The organism is Halorubrum sp. SD690R, from assembly GCF_005435035.1.
Taxonomy (GTDB): Archaea; Halobacteriota; Halobacteria; order Halobacteriales; family Haloferacaceae; genus Halorubrum; species Halorubrum ezzemoulense.
In genome coordinates, this window is sequence record NZ_SGTV01000001.1 from 220,118 (window position 1) to 235,676 (window position 15,559).

At 51.0% G+C, this 15,559-nt stretch carries 18 protein-coding genes and 2 pseudogenes; 11 read left to right on the forward strand and 9 right to left on the reverse strand.

Annotated features, from left to right (window positions below; translation table 11 throughout):
- Window positions 1-12 precede the first annotated feature (12 nt).
- Window positions 13-333, reverse strand: a complete 321-nt coding sequence (locus EXE41_RS01125; protein ID WP_137690071.1) for a hypothetical protein — start codon at window positions 331-333, stop codon at window positions 13-15.
- A gap of 1 nt (window position 334) precedes the next feature.
- Window positions 335-685, reverse strand: coding sequence for a winged helix-turn-helix domain-containing protein (locus EXE41_RS01130; protein WP_199240842.1), 351 nt, complete (start codon window positions 683-685; stop codon window positions 335-337).
- Window positions 686-794: 109 nt separating this feature from the next.
- On the opposite strand from EXE41_RS01130, the gene EXE41_RS01135 reads away from it, so the two are divergent.
- On the forward strand, window positions 795-938 hold the full coding sequence (locus tag EXE41_RS01135) for a hypothetical protein (RefSeq protein ID WP_241987171.1): 144 nt from the start codon (window positions 795-797) through the stop codon (window positions 936-938).
- A gap of 46 nt (window positions 939-984) precedes the next feature.
- Here EXE41_RS01135 and EXE41_RS19555 read toward each other — a convergent pair whose 3' ends face one another.
- From EXE41_RS19555 to EXE41_RS01150, 3 genes and pseudogenes are all read right to left on the reverse strand, one after another.
- Window positions 985-1,302 carry a hypothetical protein gene (locus EXE41_RS19555; RefSeq protein WP_241987172.1) on the reverse strand — a complete coding sequence of 106 codons (318 nt, stop codon included), beginning with the start codon at window positions 1,300-1,302 and terminating at the stop codon, window positions 985-987.
- A gap of 63 nt (window positions 1,303-1,365) precedes the next feature.
- Window positions 1,366-1,620, reverse strand: a pseudogene (locus tag EXE41_RS01145) (zinc ribbon domain-containing protein); the annotation flags it as partial.
- 361 nt (window positions 1,621-1,981) lie between these two features.
- The gene (locus tag EXE41_RS01150) at window positions 1,982-2,296 is read right to left on the reverse strand and encodes a hypothetical protein (protein WP_137690072.1); all 315 of its coding nucleotides are present in this window, start codon (window positions 2,294-2,296) and stop codon (window positions 1,982-1,984) included.
- 92 nt (window positions 2,297-2,388) lie between these two features.
- On the opposite strand from EXE41_RS01150, the gene EXE41_RS01155 reads away from it, so the two are divergent.
- The 4 genes from EXE41_RS01155 to EXE41_RS01170 all read left to right on the forward strand — a co-directional run bounded on the left by EXE41_RS01155 (window position 2,389) and on the right by EXE41_RS01170 (window position 4,863).
- Window positions 2,389-2,727, forward strand: a complete 339-nt coding sequence (locus EXE41_RS01155; protein WP_199240843.1) for a hypothetical protein — start codon at window positions 2,389-2,391, stop codon at window positions 2,725-2,727.
- Between the two features lie 174 nt (window positions 2,728-2,901).
- Window positions 2,902-3,888: an SDR family oxidoreductase gene (locus EXE41_RS01160; RefSeq protein ID WP_137690073.1), complete on the forward strand. Its 987-nt coding sequence runs from the start codon at window positions 2,902-2,904 to the stop codon at window positions 3,886-3,888.
- A 201-nt stretch (window positions 3,889-4,089) separates the two neighbouring features.
- Window positions 4,090-4,329, forward strand: coding sequence for a DUF6516 family protein (locus EXE41_RS01165; protein WP_199240844.1), 240 nt, complete (start codon window positions 4,090-4,092; stop codon window positions 4,327-4,329).
- A gap of 6 nt (window positions 4,330-4,335) precedes the next feature.
- Window positions 4,336-4,863, forward strand: a complete 528-nt coding sequence (locus EXE41_RS01170) for a transcriptional regulator (RefSeq protein WP_137690075.1) — start codon at window positions 4,336-4,338, stop codon at window positions 4,861-4,863.
- A gap of 108 nt (window positions 4,864-4,971) precedes the next feature.
- On the opposite strand, the pseudogene EXE41_RS01175 reads toward EXE41_RS01170, so the two are convergent.
- The 3 genes and pseudogenes from EXE41_RS01175 to EXE41_RS01190 all read right to left on the reverse strand — a co-directional run.
- Window positions 4,972-5,142 (reverse strand): annotated as a pseudogene (locus EXE41_RS01175) (twitching motility protein PilT); the annotation flags it as partial.
- A complete protein-coding gene (locus tag EXE41_RS01180; RefSeq protein WP_137690076.1) occupies window positions 5,139-5,507 on the reverse strand; it encodes a UPF0175 family protein in 369 nt (122 codons plus the stop codon). The gene EXE41_RS01180 and the pseudogene EXE41_RS01175, both read right to left, overlap by 4 nt.
- A gap of 1,002 nt (window positions 5,508-6,509) precedes the next feature.
- Entirely contained in the window at window positions 6,510-7,706 is a 1,197-nt protein-coding gene (locus EXE41_RS01190; RefSeq protein WP_137690077.1) for a Cdc6/Cdc18 family protein, read from the reverse strand.
- 815 nt (window positions 7,707-8,521) lie between these two features.
- Here EXE41_RS01190 and EXE41_RS01200 point away from each other — a divergent pair.
- Window positions 8,522-8,767: an HTH domain-containing protein gene (locus tag EXE41_RS01200; protein ID WP_241987174.1), complete on the forward strand. Its 246-nt coding sequence runs from the start codon at window positions 8,522-8,524 to the stop codon at window positions 8,765-8,767.
- Window positions 8,768-8,794: 27 nt separating this feature from the next.
- Window positions 8,795-8,965, forward strand: coding sequence for a hypothetical protein (locus EXE41_RS18975; protein WP_158294380.1), 171 nt, complete (start codon window positions 8,795-8,797; stop codon window positions 8,963-8,965).
- 162 nt (window positions 8,966-9,127) lie between these two features.
- Here EXE41_RS18975 and EXE41_RS01205 read toward each other — a convergent pair whose 3' ends face one another.
- Window positions 9,128-10,195: a PLP-dependent cysteine synthase family protein gene (locus EXE41_RS01205; protein ID WP_137690080.1), complete on the reverse strand. Its 1,068-nt coding sequence runs from the start codon at window positions 10,193-10,195 to the stop codon at window positions 9,128-9,130.
- A gap of 263 nt (window positions 10,196-10,458) precedes the next feature.
- Here EXE41_RS01205 and EXE41_RS01210 point away from each other — a divergent pair, with 263 nt between their 5' ends.
- The 4 genes from EXE41_RS01210 to EXE41_RS01225 all read left to right on the forward strand — a co-directional run bounded on the left by EXE41_RS01210 (window position 10,459) and on the right by EXE41_RS01225 (window position 15,504).
- The gene (locus EXE41_RS01210; protein WP_137690081.1) at window positions 10,459-11,619 is read left to right on the forward strand and encodes a hypothetical protein; all 1,161 of its coding nucleotides are present in this window, start codon (window positions 10,459-10,461) and stop codon (window positions 11,617-11,619) included.
- A complete protein-coding gene (locus EXE41_RS01215; protein ID WP_137690082.1) occupies window positions 11,609-12,955 on the forward strand; it encodes a CapA family protein in 1,347 nt (448 codons plus the stop codon). Before EXE41_RS01210 ends, EXE41_RS01215 begins: the two co-directional genes overlap by 11 nt.
- A 5-nt stretch (window positions 12,956-12,960) precedes the next feature.
- Window positions 12,961-14,469: an oligosaccharide flippase family protein gene (locus EXE41_RS01220; protein WP_137690083.1), complete on the forward strand. Its 1,509-nt coding sequence runs from the start codon at window positions 12,961-12,963 to the stop codon at window positions 14,467-14,469.
- Between the two features lie 279 nt (window positions 14,470-14,748).
- On the forward strand, window positions 14,749-15,504 hold the full coding sequence (locus EXE41_RS01225) for an FkbM family methyltransferase (protein ID WP_158294381.1): 756 nt from the start codon (window positions 14,749-14,751) through the stop codon (window positions 15,502-15,504).
- Window positions 15,505-15,559: the final 55 nt, after the last annotated feature.

Genomic DNA, 15,559 nt, shown 5'->3' on the forward strand with positions numbered 1-15,559 from the left:
GTGAGAAGAATGTCAATTGAAAAATGTGAGTAAAGGCTGGTTGGCACAGCCAGTAGCCGTCATTAAGACGTCTACAAACCGCAGCCCCGTGTTCTCTCGGAGCCAGTCTGCGGCTTCCTCGTGTTTTGTTTGGCCGTTTGGAATGTATACGCCATGTGGGCCGACACTAAGGAACGACAGCTCCAGTGCCGCGTCTAGAGCGGCTCTCATCTCGTCACCGTCTTCGTCTTTCGTTGCGAGAGCGATCACGTCTTCTTCGGGGATAGGCTGTCCCCACGTATGGTTCCGGGCCAACTTCCAGACGATCCGAGCTGTCGGATCCAACTCCTCCATCTTAATCGTCGACTTTCGGGTTGAGCCGCCTGTTTACTACTCCTTCAAGACGATGAAGCAGTCGAATAATTTCGTCGCCATCGTTGAGCGTGTACTCAACTGGATCGGAGTTATCCACTTCCTTCACGATTCCAAGATTGACGAGCAGCGTGATGTGCGTATGAACAGATTGTCGACTGACGCCAGCGTTCTCCGCTAACCGGGATTTACTGAACGTAGTGCCGGGCATATCCATCAGCGCATCAATCATGTATCCGACACTCTCGTTTTGCATGAGCACACGTAGCCCCGATGGATACTCATCACGCACCGTTGCCATCTCCGTTTGTTCGGTCTGCGACTGATTTGACATACCTTCTGTTACGCTTGAGTCGAGTGTTAAATCTGTTGGACACTACTTACGTGTTGATATCTTTCACGCGTGTGCGCTGCTCCGGCCGTCAGCCGAGGGTGAGTACCAGTTGAGCGAGGCCGTGAGCCTGTTGGTGCGCGCGGGGTACGAGGTTTCGACCGTGCGGCTCGGCGAGCGCGTGAACGTGAACACGCCGGACGACGTGGAGCGGGCGAGCGAGTTGGTGCGTGAGGAGAGCGGGACGGGTTCCTGATACTCCACCATGTCGAGTGCTTTTTTCACTGGGCAGTAGTCGACCCCTACACCCCACCGTGTCGAGTGTTCTCGGAGACGACCAACCACAGGTCTCTCATCACACCCCACTGCGTCAACTGTTCGAGACGGGTGGCGCTCGCGTTCGAGCAGGAGGTCTCGACGCGTATCTGCGAGCGTAGTCGCCGCATCGGGGTATGCCGGAAGCTTCCGAGTTTCACGGTGTGTGAGTCCGCCGCGCGCTCGTACCGCGTCTTGATCGTCTTCGAACGGGCCGGCGTCGCGCCTCGTTCTTCGAGGTACGCGAACGTTTCGAGCAGCAGTTGGGCGTGCTGGGTCTGGTCGCAAATCCGGTTGCTTGACATCCTCCCCGCGCTGAAGCGCGAGGATTCCCACGGCACCGCACCGCTGGGTTGGGATATTGTGGTTTACGACGTAGCCCGTTCTTGAGGTGCAAACGCACCAGTTTCCTTGTCAAACAGGAACGTCGATGGCTGTGCCAACCAGCCGTTACTCCTATCACCGCCATCCGTGGCGGGACTTGGAGATACTTTCTGCCGAATGTTCTCAGCACCGTTCACGTCCGCGTTCGCCACAGTCCCGCACTCATCGCAGACATACAGTCCGCGTTCAACACGGTTCGCGTCACGCTTGCGACCACAGCACGAACACGACTTCGACGTGTGTGACGGCGGTTTGACGGGGTTTCATCTCTCGATTTCACTTGGTGTACGGTGTGTCCCTCGTACTGCTCGCCCGGAGAACCCGACGTTGTCAGTACGAGTTCAACGTCGCTGTCGTCGGCGATGTCGTTCGGGGATTTCGATTCCATTGCGCTCCCGACAGGCGTGGCGACGCGGATCACGTGAGGCGGTGAGGTCGGTCAGCGTTATTCGGATGGTCCCAGGTGGTTCTGCTCGAACACTCGACATAGTGGGATCTCAGGGGGAAGTGTCCCACCCTGTCTCGAAAAGAACACTTGACACGGTGGGGTGGGGTGGCGATGAACGCGACGGGACCACGGTCCGTTTTCAGTATATGAAGTCACTTCCAATCGTGCTCTTCGATACCCTCGTAGTGCTTTAGGCGACTGTCGATCTCCCAAGCCTCCCAGCCACATTCGTGGTAGAGGACATCGGCGAGTTTGTCGAAGCGACTCTTGTTAGGTTCGATACCGCGGTTTCCGCGGTAGGTGATGTAGGGTTCGCGGCGAAGATCGGCGTCGACATCTCGCGCGGTCGGGTAGTCGTCATCAATTGCTGAGAGATTGAGGAGCGTCTCCTCCGTGATCGGTGTACCCCACTTGTGTTTCGCTATCATCGTCGCGAGGAGGGCACATTTCACCGACGACTTCTCCATAGCGGGGTATGAATCCACTCGCAAATAAATGCTGTTAATGGCTGTTAACGCTAGTGAAAACGCTTATACACACGCAGATGGTGGCTTTCTGTATGAGCAGTATGGAACAGGCGGACGACCGCGGGGCGACAAAGGAACTCAGGAAAGAACACCCAAGCGGGTGGCTGTATCTCACGCAGCACGATGCGATCCCGATTCTCGTCGACGCGTTGCTTGATCTCCCGCCAAATCGTGAGTTCAACAAAACCGAACTCGCAGAACACGCCGGCGTCACGCGCCAAACTGTTGGCAACTACACCGACCTCATGTGTGAGGTCGAACTTATCGAGGACGTTCCGAACACATCACCACGACGGTATCGGGTCGCGGACAGCGATGTCGTCCGCGAGCTCTTCGAGTTGAACAGCGCGCTCAACAGCGTCGGGGAGTAGTCGCTGCCCACGAGGCATTCTTGTGTACTCTCGCCGGTGTTCGGAGCCGTGGTTCGTCGTCTCGTCAACGGCTGCTTCCGGAGCGCGCCAGTCGATTCCCGGAGTGAGGATTCGGGATCGGAGGTGGGTTCGACGAACCGCGCGAGTTTTGTGTCACCCTTTGGAAGAGTGCGTATGCGAATTCTCGTGACGGGCGGGGCCGGATTCATCGGCGGCCACCTCGCCGAGGCGTTCCTCGAAGACGGCCACGACGTGATCGTCCTCGACAACCTGGAGCCGTTCTACGCCGAGGGAATCAAACGCCATACACTCGACGTTCACCGCGAGGTGGCCGAGGGGCGCGCCGTCGAGTACCGGTTTGTCGAGGGCGACGTGCGGGACCCAGAGACGGTGCGGGAGCTCGTCGCCGACGCAGACGTCGTCGTTCACCAAGCCGCACAGGCCGGCGTGCGCGAGAGCGTCGACAACCCCCGAAAGGTGACCGACATCAACGTCGACGGGACGGTGAATCTCTTGGAGGCGTCCAAGGAGGCTGATGTCAAGCGAGTGATCCTCGCGAGCTCCTCGTCGGTGTATGGGAAGCCGAAGTCGTTACCCTACGAAGAAGACCACCCCACCGAACCCGTGAGCCCCTACGGCGTGACGAAGCTGACTCAGGAACACATGGCGCGGGTGTACACGGAGCTTCATGGGCTGCCGACGGTGTGTCTCCGCTACTTCACGGTGTACGGCCCGCGAATGCGGCCGAACATGGCGATCTCGAATTTCGTCTCGCGGTGTGTGAATGGTGAGCCGCCGGTGATCTACGGAGACGGCCAGCAGACGCGGGACTTCACGTACGTGGCGGACGTGGTGGACGCGAACCGGACGCTGTTGGAGTCAGGGGCTGCGGATGGGGACGTGTTGAACATCGGGAGCTCGGACAACATCTCGATTCAGGAGCTGGCCGAGACGGTTCGGGATCAGTTGGCTCCCGAGTTGGCGATCGAATACGAGTCTGCGCGTGAGGCCGACGCAGAGCACACCCACGCGTCGGTGGCCAAGGCCCGGGAGCAGATCGGGTACGAGCCCTCGCGAACGATCGCGGAGGGCGTTGAGGAGTTTATCGAGTGGTATCAGGCGAACCGGGAGTGGTACGAGCCGTTGGTTCGGTCGTCATAGACGAAGGATCGGGAGGTACCGTTCGTGGGACCGAAGTTTTGATCCATTGGGTCTTGTCTTCCTAGTCGCGAATGTTGAGGTTCGACACCAACAGAAAGGTTTAGTCTATGTTGGCCCGCCACACCAACATAGGTAGCGCAGATAGGGTCGACGATCGTCTACGAAGACGATGACACGTTCAACGACGGCTCCCGGTACGAGATGATCGCGACCGATGTCCCAAAAAGCAACGACTACCCCGAAGGGATCAAATATCGGTTTCAGTACATGGCCGAAGACGGTCGAACTCTCCTTCGGTTCGACAACTTTCCGGACCACCCCAGAGTCGATCGCCACCACTACCACACGCCCGATGGCGTCTACGACGATATCGAGTACACCGATCTCAAAGCTCACGTTCGGAAGTTCCACACCGAGATGGACGACCGTCGTGAGAGGTGACTTATCATGCCCAACGAATCCAACACCAACACGCCCGACGACATCGACGATGCCAACAGCACCGACTCCGGCCATGAGGAGATCGTGATGGATGATGTCGAAGCTGAAGCGGGCTTCCTCGAGGATCACGATCCTGAAGAGTATCCCTCGGTGCTTCGGATCACGTCCGACTCCGAACAGGCGCACCGCCAAGAGGCGTTTGACCGGCTGGACCGCTGGGAAGCCGGCGAAGAGGTGCCACACGTAATCAACTTCCAAAATCCGAGTGACCTCCGAGCGCTTCTCACCGATCGTCGTGTCGAACTCCTTCGGAGCATCATGGCCGAGCGCCCGGACAGCATCCGCCGGCTGGCCGAGCGTCTCGACCGCGACGTCAAGACCGTCCACGACGACCTCCAAGTGCTCGCCGAGTACGATATCGTCCACTTCAAGCAAGCCGGCCGGGCAAAGCGTGCCTTCGTACCCTACGAGACCATCGAAGTCAGTCTCGAAATCTCGACACCACACCCGGCCGATGACGCTGCCTCTGCCTGACTACACCACGTTTTCCGCAGCGCTCCCGACGAACTGACGACGAACAGTACGAGTAGTTGAAGCAACTGAAGGACGTGGACTCCATCCTCAGAACGTTTTGCGTTCTGATTGAAGATACGGATGGTCGTCAACGCCGTTTTCGAGTTCCTCGCGAACGACCGGCACTGTACAGATTCCGGAGAGTCCTGTTACTACCGACAACTGGTCGATATACGCAAAATTTGAGAGGACAGTCGTGTTCAGAACGCTTGGGTTTGCTGAAATATCGTCATTTGTCATTTCGCGCTTGACTCCTCGTCGTCCGAGTCCTCATCATCGAATTCGAGTTCGCTTGCTGCCTCTACCTCATAGGCTGCGTCGTCTTCCTCGACAAGTCCAAGGCGGAGTTCGACGCGGTGTTCACGGAGAATATCACGCATCGTCCAGCGGTCGACATCGGCGAGTCTCGCAGCATCACCGAGAGTAATTCGTTCACGCTCATAAAGAGCGACTGTAGCCGCGATTCGCTCGTTTTCGTTGTCCTCGAAGTATTCGCGAACGAACTCTCGTAACGCATCGCTCTTGCCACCAAACACACCCGCCTCAACAGCACCCTCGATAAGGAGGTCGAGATCGTCTGGATAAGAGCCGGTGATTCGTGCCATCAGTCTATCCTAGACTACGTCTTCATACTATTTATGAACTGCGCCGGATTGCCATATGTATTGAGACGATCGGGCTCAACCACTCTGACATCCTCCCCGCGTTGAACAGTAGTTGCCGAACCTGACTCTCCGTAACCGCCTGTTTGAAACGTGCTGACTGCCATCTGCCGGATTGACGACGCGTACGCCGATCGAACAGCGATCGTCAAGGCCGTGCCAGATGGGTGGGTCTGAGCGGCGGACACGCTGTTCCGGTGACCGGTATCGTGGGCGTTTGCCGCCGGGTGTCCACCTTCAGCCGGTAGCCGCTGACTCCCGCAGTTCGCCCACCCTACTGTCGACCCACGGAAGCACGGCCTCCGCGACGACGCGTGTGAGATCCGGTGCGTACGACTGATTGACCGCGGCGGCCGTACTGGCGTCCGGAAGCGGATGGAAATGATCTCGGGTATTGTGCGGCTGATCGTGTCGGTCGCATCAGCACTGTCGTCGCTCTGCCGAGCGAGACTCGAGATATGAGACGTGGAAGTCACCGTTCGTGTACGCGCGGAGCTGGATCGAGACGTCGTCGTCGCCGCGCTGCTTCGCCACTTCGGTGCTGGTCTTGGGGGAGAGAGTGACGGGCCGGTGGGGTAGCCACCCGACACCCCACCGTGTCGAGTGTTCTTCGCGACTGTTATCGATGAGAACGGACCGAGAGATACTCCACTACATCAAGTGCTAACCGATAGACTGCGACGAAGTGTGATTACATACTATACACTTGACATAATTAACACACCCAGCACCGAGTGAGATTACTGGTCTCGACTGTTGGTTCTCTCAGAAGACGACTTATGTCGCCTCATTTGTGCGCATTGATTGTCAGTTTCATTTTCAGCCACCTGGATCAATCGTCACTGCCGCTATCGGGTGACACACCACGTGCCGAGTGAAACTGAGCTTTTGCGTCCCCAGCGTATTGGTGTCACACACCACGTACCGAGTGTAGTACTCGATCCGTTATTGCCGGTCGAGGCCCTTCATGACGATCTCAGGCGAACGCAGGAGCCGGTGAACACGATAGCTCCCCTCTTTGTGCCCACCACCGGTATGTTCGCTTTCGGTCACACCGAGAAACGCCTGCTCTTTGAGAAGTCGCTGGACGCGATCGTAACTCAGCGGGGAGGTGTCGACCTCGTCGGCGATATTCGTATACATATCGTACACTTCCGCCGTGCGGAACTGCTGCCGATCGGCCTGTTCGGTGAGGAGCGCAAGCGCGCGGAGGATGTGTTTGACGTGCGGCGGCTGTCCACTCACGAGTTTCTGGAAGCGATTGATTTCCGCTTTCTCAAGCGCGGCATCTACATGCGCTTCGGTGACGTGTTTTGACTGCTCCATCTCAGCGAGCCGCCCCGCTTCATACAGCATATCGATCGCTTTTCGCGCGTCTCCGTGCTGGCGTGCTGACAAGGCCGCCGTTTTCGGAATGACCTCGTCTTCAAGAACGTCCTCTGCGAAGGCGTCACGACGACGCGTCAAAATGGCCTCCAACTGGCGGGCATCGTACGGATCGAAGACGAGTTCGTTATCTTGGAGGGAGGAATCGACCCGCTCGCTCAGCCGTTCTCGGTATTCGATCTTGTTGCTGATACAGATCGCGCCGATGAACGCGTCGGCTTTCCCGCTCTCTTGGGCGCGCGAGATGCTGCGTAGCAGTTCATCGCCGTCCAATTTGTCGATCTCATCGAGTATCACGAGGAAGGCGTCGACGTTGGCGTCATCGATCATCTCCCACGCGATATCGCGATAATCCGCCGCGCCGATTCCCTTGCGGGGGATCGACTGCTCGCCGACCGAGTCTTTGACCGTACTGTGTAGATCGCGGGCCATTTGGCGGCTCGCCTGCGTTTCTGTGCCGTAGTCTGAACAGTCGATGTATGCGTGAGCGAACGTGACGTTGTTTTCTTCAGCTCGTCTCGTGGCCTCGCGACAGACACACCTCGTAACGAGTGACTTTCCGGTTCCAGTCTTTCCATAGACGATCGTCGTTTCCGGCGGCCCCCCCTGGACTGCCGGAGCGAGGGCACTGCCGATCGCATCGATCTCGTCGTCTCTGCCGACCACACGTTCGAGATCGGGAACGTGCCCGACCCGGACCAGTTTTCGGTCCCGAAAGATCTCACCGGTCTCGAAGATATCGCCGCGATTCGTCATACAGGGTTCTGATATTCGGCTCATAAAACACCACCGACCTCGTACCGAGTGAGGTACACAAAATAGGCCTTCTAGATCTTCTGAACAGGACTTAGCTCACACATAAATACTGTACTACTTGATTCTACACACCAGACACCGAGTGAAATTGGCAAACATCGTGCTACGAGCAGAGCAATTCGGGTCTTCGTGAGGAGTACGGACGTTTGCGGTCCGTTCACTTTCGCGGGAACTCACTCGGTAGAAGGTGTGTCTGCGAGCCTAGAGTCTGGTCGGGGTGTCGTCCTAACTGAACTGGGTCACGCTGACTGCGTTGTCTGGTTCAGCAGGAGTCACTCGGTACGACGTGTGTGACGATGGTTTGACGAGGGTCTCATCTCTCGATTTTACTTAGTGTACGGTGTATCCCTCGTACTGCCCGGTCGGAGGGCCCGACGCTATCAGTACTAGTTCGACGTCGACATCGGTGTCGTCAAGGCCGTGATTCGGAACTCCAACACTATCGCGCTTCCGAAGGGTGTGGCAGCGCGGATCGAGCGAGCTCAAGCGGTTTCGTTCGGGTGGCCCTAGCCAGCGTCGTACGAACACTCGACATAGTGGGGTCACATCGGAGGGCACCCTGCCCTCTCTCAGAAAGAACACTCGACACGGTGGGGGTGGCGATGACCGCGACGGGGCCGCAATCGATCTTCAGCTTGCGTACCGCGGTGACACATTCCACCAAGCGGCGGCGGCGTTGCTCGATCAGCATCCATGGAACGTGTTCGATCACCGAATCGCCCAGCTCGTAGACGTCGTCGATGCGCTCACGTGGAGTGACGGTCGACCCGCGGTCCCGGGCGATACGCTCGGATGATCACCGACGACAGGAGTTCAGTCGTGGACCACTGACTGCGAACGACGTCACGGAACGGGTCAACGTGAGCCGACAGACTGCCGACGACGCGATCGAAGCAGTCGAAGCGGACGGCGTGGTCGTCGAGACGACTGGCCAACAGCGCAATCGCGCATACAACGCGATCGGCGTTTTCGATATCCTCGAGCGAGCGCCACGTCGTTGACTCGGTGTCCAGCCATGTCCGGAACCGATGTGGTTTCACAAAGCCGGACTCGCGGCACACGCCGGCGTCACGCGCCAGACCGTCGGCACCGACACGGACCTCACGTGTGAGGTCGTCTTGGAAGAGATCTCGACCCTCCGGGTGAGTGGCAAGGTCCCGGCGCAGTCGACGGAGATCCAGCGAACGTCCAAGGAATAGTGGAGTCGCACGCCGTCTCGCCGCTGTCGATGCTGAAGAGTATCCAAGAAACACACGTATACATCCATTAAGAAGGTCGAAAGGTGTCAGATACGAGTTGTCGGTGCGAGTGTCATAGAACGATGCGGTGTAGATAACCTAGAGAGAATCCAGTAAAGCTCTCTACCAGTCTTCAACTTCGTGGAAATATTGTTCTGCGCCGTCGTGAATGATAGAGACCACCTTTGTATCGTCGTCTTCCTGCGTGATAGACTGAGCCACTTCCATAGCAGCACCAGAACTCAACCCCATTAATAATCCGTTATCAGCTGCTTCGTGTTTTGCTCGGCTCACTGCAATCGAATCTGAGACAGAACGAACATCATCGATGACATCGAAGTTCGCCGTCTCTGTTACTCGCCACTGTCCGAGCCCTTCAATGTCAACGTCATAGTTTCCTTCCTCTTCCCCGTAGAACATACGAGAAATATTTGACTCTTCACCATCGGCTCCAACGATCTTTATGCTAGGTTCGATTTCTTTAATGTACTCAGCTACCCCTGTCAAGAATCCACAGGTACTCATCGCCCCAACAATGTGAGTAACACCTTCACCTTTGATTTGCTCGTACAATTCAGGTCCTGTCCACTCGTAGTGAACGTGGCGGTTGAGTTCACGTTCGTACTGATTGAGATACACTGCGTCGTGTTCTTCAGCGTACGTCTCTGCCACCTTCTGATAGTAGAAATCGTGATCGTGATCGACATCAGGTGCGGTCACTACCTCCGCACCGAGGGCACGAACGAATCCGCTTTTAACCGGACTAGTCGTCTCTCGCATGACGATAGTACACGGATGGCCGAGACGATTCGCGGCTAGTGCCACCGCTCCCGCCGTATTTCCTGAGCTCGCTTCAACCACAGCTTGTCCTTCCTCAAGTTCGCCTTTTTGGCGTAGGCCGAGAATCATCCCAGCACCGAGACGGTCCTTATGAGATAGCGTGGGATTTTGTCGCTCCATCTTACAGACGATCTGCTCGTTTTCAGGGTGGGGAACTAATGGTGTATCTCCAATCTCTCGAAGGATAGGATCATTGTTTATTTCCGAAAACGGTGCTCCTTCAGATGGTTCGATAGATAGGAAAGTAGCGCTAAGATCGTCTTCCGGATCCAAATTCGGAGGTTCATTCCTAATATCATCTGAGATTGTATTCCGATCAGACGGATCGTCTGGCGTGGTTTTTTCGGTCATATAGGGATTAGATGATTGAGACAATATTATAAACCTTGTTTGTCAGTATGATTTCACAGATAGATTGTTGAGAGCAAGAAGACAAACACCAGTCCAGTATGAGAACTCTAATTGTACCTCTCCCATCCAAGCGCAACACTAAATAAGGCAAGTGCTCCAAATCGGGGTATATAATGCTGTCACAGAAACAAATACACGACTATTTGTTTTACTCGTTCGTACCTCCAGAACGCCCGAGATTGCCGGACGCCGTCGTCGATTCTGTGAGTTCGGAGACGATCTCTGGTGCGCATCAGGAACTCATCGAACAAGGCAAACGCGCTATTCACGCTGCCGTGGATGACTGTTTAGATTCAACACCAGATGATACACTCCACGTCGTTCCGATCAGTTCTGGATGGGACTCACGATTTGTCTTAGGAGCACTCACCGCTGATGATCGGGTTCCGATGGAGAACATCACTGCGCTTTCGTACGGTGTTCCTGGCTCGTGGGATTTTGATTTGGGAAAGGAGATAGCAGCTCATGTAGGAGTTGAACATGTGTCTATCAATCTGAATGAGATTGATTGGTCACTAAATTCAATTGAGGACTACGTGTCTCGTTGTGACGTACCGATGCGGTTTTTCGAGGGATATCCCGTCGCAAAGAGTTTAGAGCCGTTCGCAGATAGGGAACATACGGTTTGGAGTGGTTTCTTTGGTCTCGCAGCAGGGCCTCAATTGAGTAAACCAATTGCTGCTACGTGGTCAGATGGGCAAGACTGGTTCATTCGTCGGAACAAAACGACAGACCTTGCCCCCAATGGATACTCTCCGCGCGCCGCTCTTCCTGAGAAGCCATTACTTGATCCATCCGAGTTAGAATACGAATATCAGATCGATATGTCCACTCGCCAACCGTCATTTATAGGACCGGTTGTATCACCACCGGGACACAAGTGCCAATTCCCATTACTTAACCGTCACTGGCTTAAATTTATTTTGAACGTTCCAACGAAATTCCGCCTTAATGCAAGGTTGTATCACGACATCTTGGTTGATTCCTATCCGAAGTTGTTTGCTCTTCCTGGCGATAGTGCTCATGGGCAACCCCTTACTAGCTCAGTAGTTCGAAAAGGAGTAGCCCGTATTTATCAAGCAATTAGGCATAGAGCTGTTAATAAAATTGGACAGAATACAGCACATCCCAAAAACAAATTTGTGAATTTCGAGAAGAAGATTCGAAAAGATACCGATCTACATGAGACGATTCGCAAGCTACTGACAGACCTATGTGATCGAGATAGAATTGACTGGATCGACATCTTGGATATTTGGGAACGTCATCAGCAAGGTCAAGATAACAGTATGGAACTCCGAATCCTTGCTTCAATAGAACTTACACTAAGGACAGGAACTAGTCAGGATAAATATGACTTGTGAGGGTCCAAAAACATTTAGCGATTGTCATATGGATACACCTATATTTAACGAACCGTTGTCAGCGTCAAATTTCGGGGACCTTCTGTTCACAGGAGATTTCAATATAAATAGCGAATACTGGAATTCAAATCCGATTACCGGTACTTTAAGAGAACGAATAGAAAACGCTGGACGTTCTATCACAAATTTTGAAGGTTCACTTGATGGTGGGGATCCCATCATAAAACATGGACCAAATTTGAGTGTTGAGAGATCTATGATTGAAACTATCCAAGATAGCGGATTTGATGCTGTCTCCCTCGCAAATAATCATGTGATGGATTATGGTCCTTCTGGATTATTACAAACTCAGAATTGTCTGCGGAGGTTTGATGTTAGACACTTTGGAGCAGGTGGTAATATTAGTTCAGCATATGAGCCGTATGTCTTCACAAGTAATGGGACCAAAGTTGGCGTGTTTGGATTAAGTGAACACCAAGAGCAGATTGTAACTAAAGAGGATTCTGGGGTTGCGTGGGCATATGACACAACGTTCGTTAGTCAAATACAGAAAGATATTGAGGATTATGATGTTTCGGTACTCGTAGCTCATGGAGGCGCAGAATATATCCCAATTCCACCGCGATCTTGGCGCATATTTTTACGTGATTGTGCTGAGCTTGGGTTTGATCTCATAATTGGCCATCATCCTCATACCCCTCAAGGTTGGGAGTGCCACTCTGATACTCCTATATTTTACAGCCTTGGTAATTTTGCTATGTATCGATCATCTCGTCCGAGCACTCATTGGAGCTATATTGTTGAATGCGACATTGAAAAAGAAAGTTTGTCAGAAATACGTGTGATTTTGGTGAACACAGTAGATGGACAAGTAGAGACTATTTCCCCTGAGAAAACCTCAGATAAGGTCAATTATTTACTGGAATCATCTAATATAATATCAGACAATAGTGTTTATAAAAAATACTGGCAAGAGGTTTCGATGAGACAGTTTAATAAAATATACCACCGCCAGTTATCTAACTATGGTCTAGGGGCTATTACTACCTTCATTAATGATCCCATACGAGCAATGGATAAGGCGACAAGGAGACTGATGAATATCCCACCACAAAATAATAGTGTTGGAGTCAGAGAATATATTCAAAATCCATCACATCGATGTATAATTCGGACCGCCTTAGGAGTTAGAACCGGCAGCGAGGTTGATCGAAGAACCGATTCTGTTAAGAAGAACACCCAAGAGTTGTTTGACCAGATTGAGACAGATAAGAACACACTACAAAAGAATATATGGAGAATTAAAAAACTTATTGATAGAATGGGGGATATATAAAACAAATGGGAGATAATTCATCTATTGTTACTATAGCAAGAGAGGGAGGAATTACCCTCTTTGGTAGTATTATCGATAATCTTCTTCGATTTGCCTTTCTTATGATAATCACCAGACTAATAACTCAGACTACATATGGCCAATTCACATTAGCTACTAGCATTATATTATTTTCATATCAAGTATTTGATTTAAACATCGCAAATGCTATTAACTATTTCATTCCAATTCACATCAAAGAAAATAGATATGGCCACGCAAAGTCAGTATTATTTAAGGGAATAACTCTTGGGACGACAACAACAGTTCTCGGTTCTTCCCTTATTGTATGGTCAGCCCCCTTCCTTAGTGACTTTTTTGATGAACCTCGACTCAAGATCGCTTTGTACCTCCTGTCCGTTACTCTTCCGCTCCTAGGAATTTTCCGGATCTTCTTAGCAGTGTTTGATAGTATAAAAAATTTAAAATATCGAGTATATACTGAAAAGATACTTCGTCCGGCTGGAAAAATAATATTCACAATTATACTCTATTTCATTCTGGAGGATTTGATAGCACTGATTGGTGGATTCATTATTTCATTAGTCCTTACAGTAATAATATCGGCATATTTTATACGAGGATCAATTTCAGAAATTATTGGCTCTATCGGTAAATCCACATCATACAAGTCATTAGTCACGTATTCGTGGCCGTTAATATTTTCAGGAATGATATACGCCGGTATTGGGCAAATAGATCTGTTTGCGATTGGTTATTTTTTACCTTCAGCTGATGTAGGAGCATACAATGTTGCATTTGCTCTTGCTTCAACACTAGTTATCTTTCTCAGTTCGCTACGTCGTATTCATAAACCAATTGTCGCGGAAAACCGTAATGATAATTCAGAATTAGAGTTCTTCTATCGGTTAATTACTCGTTGGAGACTTCTTTTGATTATACCACCAGCGATAACACTGATCATTGCTCCGGATGTATATCTGTCCCTCTTTTTTACAGAAGAATATGCTGCTGCCGGATCTGTCGTAACTATTCTTTCAATTCGGTTACTATTATTGGCTGCGATTGGACCCCAAATTAAAACACTAGAAGGAATTGGATACACCCAATTTGTTTTTATCAATTCAGCACTAATTCTAATCTTGAACACACTACTCAATATCTTATTTATTCCGATGTTTGGTATAGTAGGAGCAGCTCTCGGAACATTAGTTGCTAGTGTTATTGGAAGTTTAGTTGGGATATGCGAATTATACTATTATCGTGGTATACAACCAATTACTCGAACTCAAATGAGAATCAGTGCGTCTATGTTCCTAACAAGTTTTGTGGGATATATTGTTTCATCAATAATTTCAGGGCTTTTGTTAGCACTGTTGCTACCAATAATCATCATTACAACTAACTTAGCTTGCTTACGATTAACCAATTCATTTACTGATAAGGAACGTGAAATTGCGGAAAGAATCGACTCAAAGGTTGGATATAAAATAGCACAGTATTTGATAAGATAGTACTAATTAAGTACAATTATAGGAAATAAATTCTAAATTGTGAGCAAGATGTGAATCTACTGGGATTCAGATGAATAAAAAATTTCGGCACATTATTACTGTCGCACTACGTAGTTTTTCCAGATGCGATCCGTCGTTCAGAAAATATCGAGTTCATTCCGGATACTAAGAGAAGAAGGACTACTTCATTTGCTTAGCGCGATTATATTAGAGCTAGAGAGTATTCCTTATCAAAATTTGACGCATATACCAATCTTACTTCTACACGAATTCCATCTATTGCTAGACGAACACTGTCTTGCCTATCCATCTAACAACGTATGGAATATAGTATCCGTTCCTAGGTTAAAACTAAAAAGAAAGCTACCAACTCTTTCAACCCTTGTGTACGGTACTCGTCACGGTTCAAAAAAACATATCGATCTAATGGAAGAGTTATACACTTTTGAGGATTTTGTTGAGGTCGAGAAGGGCGATCTCGTAGTAGATGTAGGCGCCTATGTCGGCGGGTTCACTCTGTTTGCCTCTAAACGTGCAAGGAACGTCATTGCAGTTGAACCCAATGAAGCGATAAGTAGTGTCTTATCGGAAAACGTGTCATCATCTGAAAATGTGGTGGCTGTGCCGAAAGCAGCCTGGGGACGAGAGGAGACGGTAAGAATTAATCAGTCCTCGTTTTTAAATGAAAATTCAATTTTGGATCCAGATAGCGGAGATATAGGTGACTATTTTGAAGTTCAAGCAGATACGATTCCGAATATTGTACGCAGCTTAGATTTCAGTAAGATAGATTATCTCAAAATTGAAGCAGAAGGTGTGGAACCAGAGATACTAAACGGGGCTTTAGATGGTAATATGGATATTGAAAAGATCGCAGTTGATGCGTCAGCGGAACGGGATGGTCAGAGTACAGTTACCGAAATTAAAGAGATATTGGAGGAGAACGGTTATCAAGGCCGTACAAAAGATAATAATAAATTGTGGAGCGATCAAATCGTATTTGGGAAAAAACGGGTTAGGAATCGTAGTGAATAGTAGGACTCACAGTTAGAACTCAAGTAGATCAATGAGTTCAGTTCTCAATGAGGCT

Bases quoted from the DNA above. Each gene is read 5' to 3' on its own strand.
- EXE41_RS01180 (WP_137690076.1), bottom strand. From the start codon at position 5,507: ATGGCACGAATCACCGGCTCTTATCCAGACGATCTCGACCTCCTTATC.
- EXE41_RS01150 (WP_137690072.1), bottom strand. From the start codon at position 2,296: ATGGAGAAGTCGTCGGTGAAATGTGCCCTCCTCGCGACGATGATAGCG.
- EXE41_RS01160 (WP_137690073.1), top strand. From the start codon at position 2,902: ATGCGAATTCTCGTGACGGGCGGGGCCGGATTCATCGGCGGCCACCTC.
- EXE41_RS01155 (WP_199240843.1), top strand. From the start codon at position 2,389: ATGAGCAGTATGGAACAGGCGGACGACCGCGGGGCGACAAAGGAACTC.
- EXE41_RS01165 (WP_199240844.1), top strand. From the start codon at position 4,090: ATGATCGCGACCGATGTCCCAAAAAGCAACGACTACCCCGAAGGGATC.
- EXE41_RS01125 (WP_137690071.1), bottom strand. From the start codon at position 333: ATGGAGGAGTTGGATCCGACAGCTCGGATCGTCTGGAAGTTGGCCCGG.
- EXE41_RS18975 (WP_158294380.1), top strand. From the start codon at position 8,795: ATGTGGTTTCACAAAGCCGGACTCGCGGCACACGCCGGCGTCACGCGC.
- EXE41_RS01190 (WP_137690077.1), bottom strand. From the start codon at position 7,706: ATGACGAATCGCGGCGATATCTTCGAGACCGGTGAGATCTTTCGGGAC.
- EXE41_RS01205 (WP_137690080.1), bottom strand. From the start codon at position 10,195: ATGACCGAAAAAACCACGCCAGACGATCCGTCTGATCGGAATACAATC.
- EXE41_RS01220 (WP_137690083.1), top strand. From the start codon at position 12,961: ATGGGAGATAATTCATCTATTGTTACTATAGCAAGAGAGGGAGGAATT.
- EXE41_RS01215 (WP_137690082.1), top strand. From the start codon at position 11,609: ATGACTTGTGAGGGTCCAAAAACATTTAGCGATTGTCATATGGATACA.
- EXE41_RS19555 (WP_241987172.1), bottom strand. From the start codon at position 1,302: ATGTCAAGCAACCGGATTTGCGACCAGACCCAGCACGCCCAACTGCTG.
- EXE41_RS01170 (WP_137690075.1), top strand. From the start codon at position 4,336: ATGCCCAACGAATCCAACACCAACACGCCCGACGACATCGACGATGCC.
- EXE41_RS01130 (WP_199240842.1), bottom strand. From the start codon at position 685: ATGTCAAATCAGTCGCAGACCGAACAAACGGAGATGGCAACGGTGCGT.